We start from the raw sequence: 16658 nt of genomic DNA, 5'->3' as shown, positions 1-16658 counted from the left end.
GGGAGAACACCATGCAACGCGCATCGTCCAAGCAAGCTCGCCTGATCCGCTACGCCCTGTCCGCGGCGATCGCCGCCGCGCTGGCCCCGGGCGCCGTCCTGGCCCAGGAAAGCGCGGCCCAGCAGCCCGCCGCGCCGGCCGCCGCGACCGCCGACGGCAAGGAGTCGGCCACCACCCTCGACGCGATCGTGGTCAGCGGCACCGCGCGCTTCAAGGGCCTGCGCAAGCGCGACGCCAGTTTCTCGATCACCACCGCCTCGCTGGAGCAGATCCAGGAAGCGGTGCCGCTGAGCACCGCCGACGCGCTCAAGGTCGTGCCCGGCGTGTGGGCCGAATCGGCCGGCGGCAGCACCGGCGCCAACATCTTCGTGCGCGGCATGCCCTCCGAAGGCGACGCGCCGTTCGTAACCGTGCAGATGGACGGCGCGCCGCTGTATCCGCCGCCGACCCTGTCGTTCCTGGAGAATTCGACCCTGTTCCGGATGGACGACACGGTCGAGCGCATGGAAGTGCTGCGCGGCGGCCCGAGCCCGATCTTCTCCAACGGCCAGCCCGGCGCGACGGTCAACTTCATCCAGAAGAAGGGCGGCGAAGAGCCGGCCGGCAGCGTGCGCATCGGCCTGGGCAGCGACAACTTCCGCCGCGTCGATCTGTTCAACAGCGGCAAGCTCGGCGAAGGCTGGTACTACAGCGTCGGCGGTTTCTACCGCGTCACCGACGGCGTGCGCGACACGCAGTTCCCGGCCGACAAGGGCGGCCAGCTCAGCGCCACCCTGACCCACAGCTGGGACAGCGGCGAGGTCACGGTCTACGCCCGCCACACCAACGACAAGAACGCCTTCTTCACCCCGATTCCGCTGCTGTCGCGCAACAACGGCAGCAGCTTGTCGAGCTTCCCGGGCCTGGACGCGCAAACCGGCACCCTGCTCGGCAACGACTTCCGCCACGTCGACATCCCCACCGGCCCCGGCACCCGCATCCGCCGCGACTTGGCCGAGGGCCGCGGCATCAACCTCGACGTGTTCGGCGCCTCGATGGATTTCTACGTCGGCGACTGGACCATCAGCGACCGGGTCAACTACGTCAGCGGCAGCGCCCCGACCAACGGCCTGTTCACCGGCGCCAGCCCCCGGCGCATGGCCGACTACATCGCCGGCTTCGGCAGCGCCGGCACCGCCACCTACGTCAACGGCGGCGGCGCGGTCGATCCCAACCAGCAGGTGCTGACCGCCGGCTTCTGGGTGGTCGACAAGGAGCTGGAGTCGTTCACCAACGATCTGCGCTTCAGCCGCGACCTGTTCGAGGGCAATACCTTCACCGCCGGCGTCTACTACGCGCGCTACTCGTCCAAGGACACCTGGTATCTCGGCAACAACATGCTGCTGACCGCGCAGAACAACGCGCGGCGGATCGACCTGCGCCTGGCCGACGGCCGCCAGGTCACCCGCGACGGCTTCGTCGGCACTTCGTTCTTCTCCCTGCGCGGCGACTACGACGGCCAGAACACCGCGGTGTTCCTGGCCGACGAGTGGCAGATCAACGAACGCCTGCGCCTGGACGGCGGCGTGCGCTACGAATGGCAGCAGGTCGACGGGACCGTGCACGACACCGCCACGGTCGACCTGGACGGCAATCCGAACACGCTGTACGACAACGCCACTTCGATCTCGCTGCCGACCAGCCGGCGCATCGACCAGAACGATCATCACTTCTCCTGGACCCTGGGCCTGAACTACAAGCTCAACGACACCAGCAGCGTGTTCGCCCGCGCCAACTCGGGCTACAAGCTGCCGGCGTTCGACAACCTGCGCGACGGCAACACCAAGACCCAGGAAATCGACCAGTACGAGCTCGGCTTCAAGTCCGGCAACAACGTCTACGACCTGTACCTGACCGCGTTCTACAACAAGTTCACCAACTCCCCGTTCCAGGCCTTCCTCGACGACGGCACCAACTTCACCACCGTCGGCGACTCGCGCGCCTACGGCGTGGAAGTGGAAGGTGCGGTGCGTCCGATCGGCGGCCTGGAACTGACCCTGACCGGGATCTGGCTGGACGCGCAGTACGAGAACTACCGCGAGTTCACCGGCAACCAGGTGATGCGCCAGCCCAAGCAGCAGTTCCGCTTCACCCCCAGCTACTACTGGACCCTGCCGTTCGGCGACCTGAAGATCTTCGCCACCTACTCGCGCATCGGCGACCGTTACGCCGACCTGGCCAACACCCAGAAGCTGCCCTCCTACGACACGCTCGACATCGGCGCGAACCTGCACGTCGGCGAAAACTGGGAGTTCGCCTTCACCGGCAGCAACGTCACCAACGAGTTGGGCCTGACCGAAGGCAACGTGCGCGTGCCCGGCGCGGCCACCGGCGGCGTGTTCATGGGCCGTCCGATCGCCGGGCGCTCCTACCTGTTCTCCGCCGCCTACCGCTGGTGATCCGGTGCCCGCGCCGCCGCCCGGCGGCGCGGCCCGGCCCGGGACCGCGCCACGCGGCCCCGGGACCCCGCCCTGACCTCACCGTTGGCGGCGGCTGGAGCTCGCGGCAGTCGCCCTGCCCCTCTCTCCGGCGTCCGCACTTGGCAAGCCGCCGCGAACGGTCTTTTATTCGCTTGATCCGGCCCCGCGCCGGAGCGCCCACCGGAGCCACGCCCGCATGAACCGAGGCCGCACGATCCTGGCGATGATCCTCACCTACATGGTGTTCGGGATCCTGCTCAACAGCGTCGGCACGGTGATCCTGCAGTCGATCCAGGGCTTCGGCATCGACAAGAGCCAGGCCAGCATCCTGGAAGCCTTCAAGGACCTGCCGATCGCGGTCGTCTCGTTCCTGACCGCCGCCCTGATGCCGCGCCTGGGCTACCGCCGGGCGATGATGCTCGGGCTGGCCCTGGTCGGGGCCGCCTGCGCGCTGATGCCGCTGCTGGCTTCGTTCTGGATGACCAAGCTGCTGTTCGCCGCGACCGGCGTGGCCTTCGCCCTGGTCAAGGTTTCGGTGTACTCCTCGATCGGCCTGTTGACCGAGGGCAAGCAGCAGCACGCCAGCCTGACCAGCATCATCGAAGGCTGGTTCATGGTCGGCGTGCTCGCCGGCTATTGGATCTTCGCCTGGTTCATCGATCCGCAGTCGCCCGGCGATCCGGTCTGGCTGCGGGTGTACTGGCTGTTGGCGGCGCTGTGCGCGGCGATCGTGCTGCTGCTGGCCGGCTCGCGCCTGGACGAGCGGGCCGCGCGCGACGGCCATGCCGCCGGCGAGTCCTTCCTCGACATGTTCCGCTTGGTCGCCCAGCCGCTGGTCGCGGTGTTCCTGGCCTCGGCCTTCCTGTATGTCTTGATCGAACAGAGCGTAGGCACCTGGCTGCCGACCTTCAACCGCGAAATCCTGCACTTGCCGACCACCATGAGCGTGCAGGCGGCGAGCATCTTCGCCGTATCGCTGGCGCTGGGCCGGCTCGGCGCCGGCCTGGCCCTGCGCCGGGTGCCGTGGCACTGGCTGCTGATGACCTGCGTGGCGGCGATGGCCGCGCTGGTGGTGATGGCTCTGCCGCTGGCCGCAGACGCCCGGCCCAACCCGTCCATGACCTGGGCGCACGCGCCGCTGGCGGCCTACGTGTTCCCGCTGATCGGCCTGTTCATGGCGCCGATCTATCCGGCGATCAACTCGGTGGTACTGAGTTCGCTGCCGAAGTCGCGGCATGCGGCGATGACCGGCCTGATCGTGGTGTTCTCCGCGCTCGGCGGCACCACCGGCTCGTTCCTCACCGGCCAGTTGTTCGCCCGCCTCGGCGGCGGCACCGCGTTCTACCTGTCGCTGCTGCCGATGGCGCTGTTGCTGTTGGCGATCGCCTTGCTCAAGCGGCACAGCCGGCGCGCCGAAGCCGCGGTCGCGGCGGCGGCGTGAACGAAGGCTGGGTCTTTGCCGCCGCCGGCTTCCGGGCCCGTCGTGCCCGCGAAAGCGGCGGCCGGGGGCGCTGGAGTCGCGCCGCGATGAGCCCCGCAGCCCGCGTTCGCGGGGATGACGGCAGCCAAGGTTTCCGGCGCCTTCCGCCGCCGTCGTGCCCGCGACCGCAGGCGACGGCAGACGGCAGACGGCGCGGGCTTACTCTTCCAGCAACACGTACTCGCCCTTCGTGCCCCAGCGCTTGCCGACCCGCGCGCACAGCTTGCCGTCGCAGCGGGTCAGCGTGCCGGTGCGCGAGGCCTCGAGGATGTCGGCGCCGAACTTGGCGCGCTCGATCTCGCGCATCGACTTGCGGGCGAAGTACGCGCTGGCGCCGACCGCCAGCACCGAGCCGACCAGCAGCGCGATCACGCCCTTGTACAGCAGATGCTGCTGCGAACGCTGCAGCGACTTGCGCTGTTCCTCGATCGCCTGCGCCGCGCGCTGGGCGGTCTCGGCGCTTTCGCGCAGTTGCGCGCCGATCGGAGCGAAGGTCTGTTCGGCGCCGCGGCCGATGGCTTCCTGGGCCTGGGCGCGCACCGCCTGGGCGATCTGCTGCGCCAGCAGTTCGGCGCCGGCGCCCATGCCCTGGGCGGTGCGTTGCAGCTCGTCGGCGCTGCGGTCGACGTGCTGGACCGCACGTTCGCTCTGTTCCTGCAGATGCTGGGCGAAAACCGCCAGGTCGGCGGCGAGGCGTTTCAGGTCTTGCGCGTCCTGCACGAGGATCTCCGTAAGCGTGCTCTTGAAATCGTGTTCTGGAAAAAACGTGCCGTTGAGTAGCGTGGCTTCAAAGGCATGCCTTTAAAAGCGTGCGCCGGAAAACGCGCTTCGGACCACCGTGGGTGAAGCGCGTTCTTTACATTCCCGGCAGGCGCGGCGCGGGCGGCGACGGGGATTGCGGAAGTTGCTGGGTCGGTGCCGGCGGCTGAGCCTGTTGCGCCGGCGGAGCCTCCTGCAGCGGCGGTCGTTCGGCCGCGCGCGCCGGGTTCTGATCCTGTTGCTGGCGCTGCTGTTCCTGCTGCTGCCGGTACTGCTCGCGCCCGCCCTGCAACCAGGCCTGGCCGGATTCGGACTGGGCGTAGTCCTGGGTCGCGGCGCGGAAGCCGGCGCTGTCGCGGTTGCGCGCGGCCTCGACCATGCGATCGAAACTGCGCTCGACCTCGTCGCCGCCCGGCCCACGGCCGCCCTGCGCCGGCCCGCCTTGCACTTGAATGGGCTGGCCGGCGTCGAGCGCGCCCAAGCGCACCGGCGCGGCGCCGATCGGCACGCCGCGGCGCTCGAAGCGGGCGTCCAGTTCGGGATCGATCGGCTCCTTGCGGTAGGGATCGGCCACCGAACCGTCTTTTTGCTGCTGCTTGCTCGCGACCAGATCGATGCGGTCGCGTTCGCCGTCGCGGAAGCTGCGGGTGGTGTAGAAGAACTGATGTTTGTCCGAGCGATGGACCACGTTGAGCGAGGGATCGTCCGGTTCCACCCGCTTGTCCAGCAGCGGCCGGTCGCTGAGGCTGTTGAGGTAATCGGTCATCAGGTTGCCGCTGCGGATCGACAAGCCGTTGAGCTCGTAGCTGCCGCCGATGTTGCTGTGCGCGCCGCCGACGGTGACGTTGAGAAAGCGCGAGTCCTCGGTGAAGCCGGGCCGCAGCAGGCTGGTCGACTTGAAATGGTCGCGGCGCTCGTCCTCGGCGGTGATCTGGAACCCCGACACCACCGACGGCGGCAGGCGCCGGTCGTGCAGGCGCGGCTCGCCGGTGCCGACCGGATCGAACAGTCCCACGGCCTGGGCCACCTGCCCGGGCGGCACCAACGGCGGCTTGGTGTACTCGACCCCGACGATGTTGCGGGCGCTGTCGTAGCGATACTGCGCGCCGCTGGGATCCTGGATGCCGCGCTCGTGGACCAGGCGCGCGAACGCCGCTTCCTGCTCGGCGCCGCGGCTGAAGCCGATCCCGGCGACGCTGATCTGCGCCTGCGGGTCCTCGCGCAGCCACTGCTTGGACTGTTCGGCGAACTGTTGGTACATCCGCTCGACGCGCGGCTCGAACGTGCGGCCGGTGGCCATGTCGCGGGTGCTGGCGAACCAGCCGTCCTGGGTGCCGGGGCCTTCGACGTAGCCGAAGCCGACGTTGCGGTGCAGGCCGGCTTCCAGCTGCTGGACCACGTTGGCGACGTTGGTGTGGTTCTTGGGGTCGTCTTTGTACATGCTGTTGCCGGTGCCGTCGAACGCGGCCACGAACAAACGCGCATGCGGGTTGTTCGAATCCAGCAGCAACGGCGCCTGCAGCCGCGCCAGTTCGGCGCTGGCCTCGCGGTAACTGTCCAGGTCGTGCCGGTCGGCGGGATAGGTCTCGACCCCGTCCGGATGCTTTCCACCGCCCATCGCAAACTCTCCTTAGTCCTGCGGCCCGAACGGGCGGTCAGTAGCTGCGGCTGAATACCTTGATCAGATCGGCGCGGTAGTCGCTGTGCGGATTGCCCGGGTCCATCGGCCGCTTCAGCGGAATGAAGCAGCGGCTGTAGACGTTGATGGTGCGGTCGTCGACCTCCAGGATGATCTCCGGCTCGCCGATGCTGGCGCCCTCGGCGATGTCCTCGCGCGCGACCTCGTGCCGCACCAGCTGGTCGCGGAAGATCTCGGCGATGTCGATCCGGGCCTCGTGCTCGGTCTTGTCCTTGGAGCGCCAGCGCACCTCGGCCGGACCGGGGAAATTACGGATGTCCAAGTGCCCGCCCTTCATCCGCTGGCGCAGATCGTCGCCATAGGACGCGGCGGACGGACTCAAGGTCTCGGGTTCGGAGCGCCCGTGCGGGAAGCCGTTGTAGACGATCTGGCAGCCCCAGGTGTCGAAGCAGTAGGCGCCGAAGCGATGGCGCTGGAAGCGCAGCGGCCATTCGGCCGAAGTGCCGGCGGCGGCCGAGGCGGCGGAGCTGGAAGCGGCGGACGTGGACATGGCGGTTTGACATCCTGTGGCGGCGAATAGGACCAGCGCAGCGGCCGCGGCCCGGGCGGCACGGCGCGTCTGCGCGGCGGTCCGGGGCGCGGCTGCGGTGCGGCGGCCGGTCGCGGGCAGACGATCCATCGGGGTCCCTCCTGGAAGCTGAACGTTATCACTCCCTGCCCGGCCCCGCCCACTGTACGGATCGAGCACAGGGCGTATCGACGTACCGCACCGCCGCCAGCCTGCGCGACCGCAGCCGCGCGTTGCGCAGCAGCAAGATCCGGGCCGTGTCGAGAAAAAAACGGACGGCGTTCGCGCCCGATTCTGCGTTATGCGTAGCAAATTCCGACATTCGCCGCGGCGGCCGCGCCAGACAGTGCGCGCCGGCGCGATTTCACCGTCGGGCGCTGTGCCACATACGGCGACGTGCGTTGGAACAGCCGTTTGAAACCCGTACTCAAACATCCAATCGAGCCGACCTTCAAATCGCCCCTTCAAACGTTCCTTCAATGCCGCCCAAAACGCGCGTCCGACCGCCCCGCCCACGGGCGCCGCCGCGTCCAGCCTCCGAGCGCCGATGAACACACGACCGCTGCTGCCCGGCAATACCAAGGCCCGCCTGCTCGAGGCGGCCGAGGCTTTGTTCATCGAACACGGCTACGAGGCCATGTCGATGCGCCAGATCACCGGCCGCGCCGTGACCAACCTGGCCGCGGTCAACTACCACTTCGGCAGCAAGGAGGCGCTGGTCCAGGAGTTGCTGCAGGAACGCTTCGACCGCCTCAACCAGGAGCGCCTGCGCCTGCTGGACGCTTGCGAACAACGCTACGGCGCCGAATCGATGGACGCGCACGCCGTGCTCAGCGCGCTGTTCGTTCCGGCGCTGCGCATGGGCCGCAACAGCGCCAACGGTCCGGCCTTCGTGCGCCTGCTCGGCCGCGTCTACAGCGACCCCTCGCCGTTCATCCGCGGCTACCTGCGCGAGCATTACCAGCCGATCTTCGGCCGTTACTTCGAAGCCTTCGCCCGCGCGCTGCCGTACCTGTCACGCAACGAACTGGGCATGCGCCTGCACCTGTGCCTGAAGGCGCTGGCCGGCGTACTGGCCGGCGAGAACATGGACGAGCTGATCGCCGCGCTGTGCATGGGCGAGGAAGTCAGCGACTCGTTGATGCTGGCGCGCTTGATCACCTTCATCTCGCCGACCCTGACCGAGCCGTTCGGCAACGCCGAACAGATCGGCAAGGTCGAGCGCGTGGTGCTGCTCGCCGACGCCGCGGCCCAGGCCGCCGATGCGCAGGCCGCGGCGCGCAAACCCTCGGGCATCCTGCCGCCGTGGGCGGTCGAGGTGGTGGAGGCGTGATCCCGCCGGGACGCGCTCCGCCTCCGCGGCGGTAAAGACCAGCGAATAGCGTCGGCCCAGGACCGGCGCCTGCGGATCACCGGGCGATGCCACGCGGGCATCGCGACGCTCCCGGCGGTCCGCCCCCAGCCTCCGCCGCATGCGTCGCGGCGCGGCCGTCCTGACCCGTCGCGGCACAGCGCTCGCGGCGACACGGTGCTTTGCACCTCCCCTTCCAGCCTGTTTGGAGACTAGCTCATGCCCGCAATCCGAACTTTCGTGTTGGGCTCCCTGATCGGCGTCGCCGCGTTCGTCGCCACTACGGCGTCGGCGGCGTCGCTCACCCCGGTCAACAGCGGCTTCAGCGCCAGCGGCCCGACCAACCTCACCGGTCCCGGCGGCGTCGGCGGCCCCTGCACGTCGACCTTCTACGGCAGCATCGACGCTTTCGGCAACGGCACCATCAACGGCCCGGCCTCGACCTTCGTCGGCAGCTCGCTGATCTGCAGCGTCATCAAGGGCCAGAACACCTGGCAGTTGGTACCCACCTCGCCCACCACCGGTGAGTTGCGCAACGTACGCGTGGTCGCTCTGGGCCTGATCGCTTGCCAGGGCACGGTCCGCGGCACCCTGGTCGGCGGCGTGTTCACCTTCGACACCGTGCTGCCCGGCAATTGCCGGGTCAGCGGCACGCTGAGCACCTGGCCGACCGTCGGCATCGTCTGGCCGTAAGCCTGCGCGGTTGCGCAAGGCTCCGGACCTTGCGCAGCCGCCCGCGGCCGCCGCAGCCGCTCCAGGGGAAGGCCCGCGGCCGCATCCGTCGTCCATCCGTCGTCCGTTCGCCGCACGCCTTGCGCGCAGGCCGGTCGCGTCCGGGCGCGCCGCGCGCAACGCCATTCGCCACATCCACGAGGGGATACCCGATGCCGTCAACCCATCCACGCTTCCGTCCGATGCCACGGCGGCGCGCCCTGCTGCTGGCGCTGCTGTCCGGCCTGGCGATGCAGGCCGCCGCCCAGCAGGGCGCCGCGCCCGCGCCGGAGGCGGCGCCGCCCGGCCAAACCGCGAGCGCCGACGCCACCACCCTGGACGCGGTCATCGTCACCGCGCAGAAACGCGCCGAACGCATCCAGGACGTGCCGATCGCCTTGTCGGTGTTCAGCGCCCAATCGCTGGACGAGCTCAAGATCGAAGGCGGCGCCGAGCTGTTGCGGGCGACTCCGAACGTGACGTTCTCCAAGAGCAACTTCGCCAGCTACAACTTCTCCATCCGCGGCGTCGGCACCAAGGCCTTGTCGGTGACCACCGACCCCGGTGTGGCGGTGAGTTTCAACAGCACGCCGCTGATCCGCAATCGACTGTTCGAGCAGGAGTATTTCGACGTCGACCGGATCGAAGTGCTGCGCGGCCCGCAGGGCACCTTGTACGGCCGCAACGCCACCGGCGGCGTGGTCAACATGATTCCCAGCCTGCCCAGCCTCGACGGTGTCGAGGCCAATCTCAAGGGCGAGATCGGCAACTACGACAGCCGCCGCGTCGCCGGCATGGTCAACCTGCCGGCCGGCGATACGCTGGCGTTCCGCCTGGCCGGCGCCTGGACCCGTCGCGACGGCTACGACTACAACACCGTCACCCGTCGCGACGTCAACGACCGCGACCTGTGGTCGGCGCGCGGCTCGGCGCTGTGGACGCCGAACGAGCGCGTACGCGCCAGCCTGGTCTGGGAGCATTTCGAAGAGGACGACCGGCGCTCGCGCACCGGCAAGCAGCTGTGCCATCGCGACCCCGGCCCGGAACGGGTCGGCGCGACCGCGACCGATGCGCCGTTCTATCGCGAATACCTCAGCCAGGCCTGCCTGCCCGGCTCGCTCTACGACGAGGGCGCTTTCGGCACGCCCAACGGCGCCAGCCTGCCGCAGATGCTGGTCGCGCCGGGTTTCGTCAAGCTCGGCTGGCTGCCGGACTTCAGCGACTTCGTCTACGCCTTGCGCGGCGGCGTGACCGCGCCGATCGACCCGTTCGGCGACGTCCGCCAGTCGCGCGACCTGCGCGAGATCGCGACCACCTACGACCCGCGCTTCAAGGCCGAGAACGACGTGGTGCAGCTCAATTTCGACTTCGACCTCGGCAACGGCCTGAGCCTGGTCTCGCAAAGCGCGTACTCCAAGGACGACTATTACTCGACCCAGGACTACGGCCGCTTCGCCTCGGTGCCGATCTTCAGCGACTCCGGCGACGCGGTCGACGACGAGGGCAATCCCGCGTTCGCGCTGACGCCGGGCGGGGTCTATACCGACCCGCAACTCGGCCCCTCGAGCGGCTACCTGGCGGTCGATCTCAGCCGTGCGCGCAGCAAGCAGTGGTCGCAGGAACTGCGCCTGCAGTCGGATTTCGACGGTCGCTTCAACTTCAACGTCGGCGCCAACTACCTGGATTTCGAGATCGACGAGGACTACTACGTCTTCAACAACATCTTCTCCCTGCTCGCCCAGGGCTTCTACAACCAGGACGCGCTGCGCGGCATCGCCGGCTATCCGCCGATGGACTGCCCGCAGAACCTCGACCCGAGCCTGCCGTTCTACCTGCAGTGCGTGTACATCGACCCCAACCCGATCGACCGCATCGACGGCCAGGGCCACAACTACTTCCGCAGCCGCAACATCGCCCGCACCCGTTCCTGGGCGGTGTTCGGCGAGGGCTATTGGCAGCTGTCGGACACGGTCAAGCTGACCGCCGGCCTGCGCTACACCGACGACACCAAAATCACCACGCCGGTGCCGAGCCAACTGCTGCTGGCGCCGGGGCTGCGCGGCGGCGGCCTGGTCAACAGCGGCTACCCGGCCCTGCCCGATGTGCGCCAGAGCTGGGGCAAGTTCACCGGCCGGCTGGTGCTGGACTGGAAGCCGGACCTGGCTTTCACCGACGACACCCTGGTCTATGCCTCGCTGGCGCGCGGCTACAAGGCCGGCGGGACGAATTCGCCGGGCATCGGCGCCGATCCGGAATTCCTCGGCTTCATTGCCCGCGACACGACCTTCGCACCGGAGTACGTGAACGCCTTCGAGATCGGCACCAAGAACAGCTTCGCCGGCGGCAAACTGCAGTTCAACGCGTCGGCGTTCTATTACGACTACCGCGACTATCAGGTCTCGCAGATCGTCGACCGCAGCGCGTTCAACGAGAATTTCGACGCGACGTCCTACGGCCTGGAGCTGGAGCTGGCCTGGAAGCCGACCGAACGGCTGCGCCTGGACGCCAACCTGGGCTGGCTCAAGACCCGCATCGCCGACGGCGAACGCTCGATCGACGTGATGGACCGTACCCAGGGCAATCCGGACTGGGTGGTGGTGCGGCCTTGGCTGCAGCAGGCGTCCAACTGCGTCGCGCCCAAGGACTATGTCGAGCGCATCCTGGCCGTGGCCGGCGATTACAACATCGCCCCGACCATCCTCAACAACTTCTGCAGCCCCCGGTTCTTCCTCGGCGGCGATCTGCTGCCGGGCGGGTTCTACGAGTCCTTGCTGGGTTTCAGCTACGACCCGCGCACCGACGGCCCCAACGGCGGCCAGGGCTTCTACGCCGATCTCGGCGGCAACGAGCTGCCGAACGCGCCGCGGCTGACCTTCAACCTCGGCGCGCAGTACACCTTCCTGCTCGGCGAGCACTGGGACCTCACCCTGCGCGGCGACTACTACCGCCAGAGCAAGAGCTATGCCCGGGTCTACAACACGGTCAACGACCGCCTGCGCTCGTGGAGCAACGCCAATTTCTCGTTGACCCTGAACCGGCCGCAGTCGGACCTGAGCGTGCAGTTGTACGTCAAGAACGCCTTCGACAAGACCCCGATCACCGACGCCTTCGTCAACAGCGACGACAGCGGCCTGACCACCAACGTGTTCACCCTGGACCCGCGCATCGTCGGGCTGAGCGTGCGCAAGGGGTTCTACTGAGCGTCGGTTCCGACGCGAATCGAGTCAGTTTCGCGGCCTGCGTCGTGCCCGTCTCCCCTCTCCTGCGGGCACGGCGCGGGCCGCCTTCCGGGCGTCCGGCCGCCGCAGGGGGACGGGAGCGGCGCGAGCCGCGACCGCGCAGCGAACGGAGCGCGGCGGCATGCAAACCCACGATCGCGGCTTATGACCGGAGCCGATTCCTGCGGCAGGCCGCTCCTGCAAGAGCGAGGCGCAACGCGGGCCCGGGATGCAGCGGCGGCCTAAGGCATTTCGCGGTCGCGGCTCGCGCCGCCCCCAATCCCCAATCCCCAATCCCCAATCCCCACTCCCTACCCCCGCCCCAAAGCCAACTCGCTGACCGGGTCGAAGAAGTGCATGCGCTCGGCCTCGTAGGCAAGATGCAATTCGTCGCCGACCTTGGGCAGATCGTAGGGCGGCAGGCGCACGACGATCTCGTCGCGCCCGCAGCGCAGGTTGAGGAAGGCTTCGTTGCCGACCGGTTCGACCACTTCGACCCGGGTCGCCAGGGTGGCGGCGCCGGGCGCGGCCGGGCGCAGGTGCTCGGGGCGCAGGCCGACGATCAGTTCGCGGCCGACATAGCCGCGCAGGGTATCGGCCAAGGCACCGGACGCAGGCAAGGGCAGCTCGATGCCCTCGGCGACCCTCGACACCAAGCCGTCGCCGCGCTCGTCGACGCGACCGGACAAGGTGTTCATCTTCGGGCTGCCGAGGAAGGTGGCCACGAACAGATTCACCGGCCGCTCGTACAGCGCCATCGGCGTGTCGATCTGCTGGATGTGGCCCTGCTTCATCACCACGATGCGATGGCCCAGGGTCATGGCCTCGATCTGATCGTGAGTGACGTAGATCATGGTCGTGCCGAGCTGGCGATGCAGGCGCGCGATCTCCACCCGCATGCCCATGCGCAGCTTGGCATCCAGATTGGACAGCGGCTCGTCGAGCAGGAACACCTGCGGTTGCCGCACCAGCGCCCGGCCCAGAGCGACGCGCTGGCGCTGGCCGCCCGACAGGGCCGCGGGCTTGCGTTGCAGCAGCGGCTCCAGTTCCAGCATCGCCGCCGCCGCGCCGACCCGCTCGGCGATCTCGGCCTTGCCCGCGCCGCGCAGCTTGAGGCCGAAGCCGAGGTTCTCGGCCACGCTCATGTGCGGGTACAGCGCATAGCTCTGGAACACCATGGCGATGTCGCGGTCCTTCGGCGCCACCTCGTTGACCCGACGCTCGCCGATGCGCAGTTCGCCTTCGCTGATCGTCTCCAGGCCGGCGACCATGCGCAGCAGGGTCGACTTGCCGCAGCCGGACGGCCCGACCAGCACCAGCAGTTCGCCGTCTTCGATCTGGAAGCTGGCATCGGCCACGCCGACATAACCGTTCGGATAAACCTTGCGCAGACGATCCAGGGTGACCTTGGCCATGAACTCTCCCGACGAAGACGAACGCGGCGGTGCAATCGGCGCCGCCCTGGGCTATTCTGCCATGTAACCGTTTTCATGCACGCCCCGACGGCGTGCCGCGATCCTGGGAGCGCTCCATGTCCGCCCCTCGCCGCCGCCGCGCCCACCGTACCCGCACGCAGGGTCGCGCGTGAACCCGCTCGCCGCTTCATGCCGTCGCCGATGCTCGTGGCCCCTCCGCATGGCCCGAGCCCGCCACGCCATGGCGCTGCCCGCCTCCCACGCCGCGATCGTCGGCGACGATGCGGAACGCCGCCGAGATGTGCCGACAAGAATGCGCCGTCGCCGCGCCCGGCGCGCGACGCGCGGCAGCGATCGGCCGCTATGTCGCGCGACGCCCCGGCGGCGATATGCTTGACCCCGTCCCGGCGCCCGCGCCTGCGGCACCTCGCAAGGCGCACCGCGATCCTTCGAGTTCCCCCTTCCCCCTTTGGTCCGCGCGTTCCATGCACGACACCCTGCTGTTGTTCGGCGCCACCGGCGATCTCTCCCAGCGTTATCTGTTTCCGTCCCTGATCCATCTGTGGCGCGACCGGCTGCTGCCGACGACGTTCCGCATCGTCGCGGTCGGCCGCCAGGAACTGAGCGACGACGAATTCCGCGCCTGGCTGCGCGACCGCATGGCGGCCGAGGTCGCCGACGACGCCGGCGTGGTCGAGGACCTGCTGGCGCGGATCGCCTACGTCTCGGTCGACCTGCGCGACGAAGCGGCGATCGCGCAGGCGCTGTCGGCCTACGCCGACCGCCCCAGCGTCAGCTATTTGGCCACGCCGCCGGACCTGTTCGTGCCTTGCGCACAGGGGCTGAAGGCCGCCGGCCTGCTCGACGGCGAATCGCGGCTGGTGCTGGAAAAGCCGATCGGCCGCGACCTGGCCTCGGCGCGCGCGATCAACGCCGCGCTCAAGGCATGCCTGGACGAGTCGCGGATCTTCCGCATCGACCACTACCTGGGCAAGGCGGCGGTGCAGAATCTGCTCGCCCTGCGCTTCGGCAACACCTTGCTGGAGGCGGTGTGGCAGCACCGCTGGATCGAGTCGGTCGACATCCTGGTCGGCGAGACCGCCGGCGTCGACGGCCGCGAGGGCTACTACGCCCATTACGGTGCGCTGCGCGACATGGTCCAGAACCACATGCTGCAGTTGCTGGCGCTGATCGCGATGGAACCGCCCTCGGCGCTGGACGCCGACAGCATCCGCGACGAGAAGCGCAAGGTGCTGCGCGCGCTGCGGCCGATGAGCGAAGCCGACGTGGCCCAGCACACCGTGCGCGGCCGCTACGGCGCCGGCGTGGTCGAAGGCCGCGCGGTCAAGGGCTTCGTCCATGACGAACCGGTGGAGACCTTCGTCGCAGTGCAGACCTGGATCGACAACTGGCGCTGGGCCGGGGTGCCGTTCCGGCTGGTCACCGGCAAGCGCCTGGCCGAGCGCGCGACCGAGGTGGTGGTGTCGTTCCGCCCGGTCGCGCACTGGCTGTTCGACCGCCCCAAGCGCGGCCGCGAGCGCCCCAACCACCTGCGCATGCGCCTGCAGCCGGACGAGACCATCGAGTTGGGCCTGATGGGCAGCCTGGCCGCGCCGGAATGGGGCGCGCTGGAACTGCGGCCGATGTCGCTGGACCTGTCGATGTCGACCTCGCCGCAGCGGCGCATCGCCTACGAACGCCTGCTGGTGGACGCGCTGCGCGGCAACCAGACCCTGTTCGTACGCGACGACGAAATCGAAGCGGCCTGGCAGTGGATCGACAGCATCGAACAGGCCTGGAGCCGCAACCGCCAGCCGGTGCTGGAGTACCCCGCCGGGTCCTGGGGCCCGGCCGAAGCCGAGGCCTTCCTGCCCCCGGTCAACGGTCAGCGCGGAGGTCGCGCATGAGCGGCGCCCTGCTCGCGGACATCGGCGGCACCAACGCCCGCTTCGCCCTGTCGACGACCGACGGCGCACGCCCGCAGTTGTGCGCGGACAGCGTGCAGATCTTCGCCGTCGCCGACTTTCCCTCGCTGGCCGATGCGGCGCGCCACTACCTCGACCGCACCGGCGCGACGCCGAGCCACGGCGTGTTCGCGGTCGCCGGCCGGGTCGACGGCGACGAGGCGCGGATCACCAACCACCCTTGGGTGATTTCCGCCGAGCGCACCCGCCAGGCCCTGGGCCTGAGCCGGATCGACCTGGTCAACGATTTCACCGCGCAGGCGATGGCGGTGTCGCTGCTGCAACCCACCGACGTGGTGCCGATCGGCGGCGCGCGCTGGAACGGCTGGGACGACGACCGCGACCGCACCTACGCCATCATCGGCCCGGGCACCGGCCTCGGCGTCGGCGGCCTGCTGCGCCGCGACGGCCGCTACTACCCGCTGCAGACCGAAGGCGGCCATGTCAGCTTCGCTCCCGGCACGCCGGAAGAGATCGAAGTGCTGCAACGCCTGTCGGGCGAATTCGGCCGGGTCTCCAACGAACGCCTGATCAGCGGCAGCGGCCTGGTCAACCTGCATCGCTCGCTGAGCCAGATCGCCGGCGAAGATCCCGGCCCGCTGCAGCCGGCCGACATCACCGCGATGGCGCGCGAAGGCGACGAACGCTGCCTGCGCGCGATCGATCTGTTCTGCGCGGTGTTCGGCGCCGCCGCCGGCGACCTGGTGCTGACCCTGGGCGCCTGGGACGGCGTGTTCCTGCCCGGCGGCCTGGTGCCCAAGCTGATGCCGTGGCTGGCCCACTCCGGCTTCCGCCAACGCTTCGAACACAAGGGCCGGTTCTCGCCGACCATGGCGCGGATCCCGACCCTGGCGGTGACCCATCCGCAGCCGGGTCTGCTCGGCGCCGCAGCACTGGCGGCGCAACGCGCACCGGCGCCGGCGGTGTAACGGCGAGCGGCGAGGTCCCCAACGGCCGCGGCTGACCGCCCGGCCGCTCGTCTCCACGCCGGACCGTCCAGCCGCGGCGGCCGCGACTGCGACGACGGCGCGCTTCCGGTTCCGGCGGCGACGGTGCGGACGTTCGTGCGGCCCGCCCGGACCGCTGGCCGGCGC

Annotated in this window: 11 protein-coding genes; 7 read left to right on the top strand and 4 right to left on the bottom strand. The window is 69.3% G+C overall.

The window, feature by feature from the left end; genetic code table 11:
• Positions 1 to 11: 11 nt before the first annotated feature.
• Together TX83_RS10320 and TX83_RS10315 are read left to right on the top strand one after the other, a co-directional pair.
• Positions 12 to 2438 carry a TonB-dependent receptor gene (locus tag TX83_RS10320; RefSeq protein WP_064747858.1) on the top strand — a complete coding sequence of 809 codons (2427 nt, stop codon included), beginning with the start codon at positions 12 to 14 and terminating at the stop codon, positions 2436 to 2438.
• Between the two features lie 217 nt (positions 2439 to 2655).
• Positions 2656 to 3900 (top strand): MFS transporter, encoded by a 1245-nt coding sequence (locus TX83_RS10315; RefSeq protein ID WP_064747857.1) that lies wholly within the window; start codon positions 2656 to 2658, stop codon positions 3898 to 3900.
• Between the two features lie 198 nt (positions 3901 to 4098).
• On the opposite strand, the gene TX83_RS10310 is transcribed toward TX83_RS10315, so the two are convergent.
• The 3 genes from TX83_RS10310 to TX83_RS10300 all read right to left on the bottom strand — a co-directional run bounded on the left by TX83_RS10310 (position 4099) and on the right by TX83_RS10300 (position 6887).
• Positions 4099 to 4659 (bottom strand): hypothetical protein, encoded by a 561-nt coding sequence (locus TX83_RS10310; protein ID WP_064747856.1) that lies wholly within the window; start codon positions 4657 to 4659, stop codon positions 4099 to 4101.
• A 136-nt stretch (positions 4660 to 4795) separates the two neighbouring features.
• The gene (locus TX83_RS10305) at positions 4796 to 6316 is read right to left on the bottom strand and encodes a T6SS phospholipase effector Tle1-like catalytic domain-containing protein (RefSeq protein ID WP_075575099.1); all 1521 of its coding nucleotides are present in this window, start codon (positions 6314 to 6316) and stop codon (positions 4796 to 4798) included.
• Positions 6317 to 6353: 37 nt separating this feature from the next.
• Positions 6354 to 6887 (bottom strand): hypothetical protein, encoded by a 534-nt coding sequence (locus tag TX83_RS10300; RefSeq protein WP_064747855.1) that lies wholly within the window; start codon positions 6885 to 6887, stop codon positions 6354 to 6356.
• Positions 6888 to 7452: 565 nt separating this feature from the next.
• Between TX83_RS10300 and TX83_RS10295 the strand changes: the two genes are divergently transcribed.
• The 3 genes from TX83_RS10295 to TX83_RS10285 all read left to right on the top strand — a co-directional run bounded on the left by TX83_RS10295 (position 7453) and on the right by TX83_RS10285 (position 12167).
• Positions 7453 to 8238 (top strand): TetR/AcrR family transcriptional regulator, encoded by a 786-nt coding sequence (locus TX83_RS10295; RefSeq protein ID WP_064747854.1) that lies wholly within the window; start codon positions 7453 to 7455, stop codon positions 8236 to 8238.
• 237 nt (positions 8239 to 8475) lie between these two features.
• A complete protein-coding gene (locus TX83_RS10290) occupies positions 8476 to 8949 on the top strand; it encodes a hypothetical protein (RefSeq protein WP_141233460.1) in 474 nt (157 codons plus the stop codon).
• 191 nt (positions 8950 to 9140) lie between these two features.
• Positions 9141 to 12167: a TonB-dependent receptor gene (locus TX83_RS10285; RefSeq protein WP_222423753.1), complete on the top strand. Its 3027-nt coding sequence runs from the start codon at positions 9141 to 9143 to the stop codon at positions 12165 to 12167.
• Positions 12168 to 12496: 329 nt separating this feature from the next.
• Here the strand turns inward: TX83_RS10285 and TX83_RS10280 are convergent, their stop codons facing one another.
• On the bottom strand, positions 12497 to 13600 hold the full coding sequence (locus TX83_RS10280) for an ABC transporter ATP-binding protein (protein ID WP_064747852.1): 1104 nt from the start codon (positions 13598 to 13600) through the stop codon (positions 12497 to 12499).
• A gap of 389 nt (positions 13601 to 13989) precedes the next feature.
• Here TX83_RS10280 and zwf point away from each other — a divergent pair, with 389 nt between their 5' ends.
• Positions 13990 to 15507, top strand: coding sequence for a glucose-6-phosphate dehydrogenase (gene zwf / locus TX83_RS10275; RefSeq protein WP_425606005.1), 1518 nt, complete (start codon positions 13990 to 13992; stop codon positions 15505 to 15507).
• Entirely contained in the window at positions 15504 to 16493 is a 990-nt protein-coding gene (glk, locus tag TX83_RS10270; protein WP_064747850.1) for a glucokinase, read from the top strand. The genes zwf and glk overlap by 4 nt, the downstream gene beginning before the upstream one ends.
• Positions 16494 to 16658: the final 165 nt, after the last annotated feature.

Origin of the sequence: Lysobacter antibioticus HS124 (assembly GCF_000336385.2) — a bacterium.
Lineage (GTDB): Bacteria > Pseudomonadota > Gammaproteobacteria > Xanthomonadales > Xanthomonadaceae > Lysobacter > Lysobacter firmicutimachus.
The sequence above is the reverse complement of the archived record's forward strand: the minus strand, read 5'-3'. Positions and strand labels throughout refer to the sequence as shown.